Source organism: Streptomyces beijiangensis, assembly GCF_017315755.1.
Taxonomy (GTDB): domain Bacteria; phylum Actinomycetota; class Actinomycetes; order Streptomycetales; family Streptomycetaceae; genus Streptomyces; species Streptomyces beijiangensis.
The window spans coordinates 1-369 of the sequence record NZ_JAFLRJ010001498.1; the positions used below are offsets into that span (position 1 = coordinate 1).

The following is a 369-nucleotide window of genomic DNA, read 5'->3' on the forward strand; positions in this document are numbered from 1 at the left end:
CCCTCCGGCACGGACGCGCGCACCTGTACCGGGCCGCGCTGGAGGCCACGGCCTTCGGCGTACGGCACAACCTGGCCGCGATGACCGAGGCGGGCGGCGACCCGCGCAGACTCGTCGCGGTGGGCGGCGGGGCACGCGAGCTGTGGACGCGGATCGTCTCCGACGTCACGGGCCGCGAGCAGCAGGTGCCCCGCTACACCGTCGGCGCCGCGTACGGCGACGCGTTCCTCGCCGCCGTGGGCGTCGGCCTCGCGCACCGCGAGGACATCGCCACATGGAACCCCATCGAATCCACGGTCACCCCCGACCCGGCACACGGCCCCACGTACGCCGCGCTCTACGACCACTATCTGAACCTGTACGAGCAGA

At 73.4% G+C, this 369-nt stretch carries 1 protein-coding gene; it reads left to right on the forward strand.

All coding sequences use genetic code 11. The features are described 5' to 3' along the window. On the forward strand, nt 1-369 hold a 369-nt coding region (locus tag J0695_RS42405; protein ID WP_242553824.1), incomplete at both ends, for an FGGY-family carbohydrate kinase.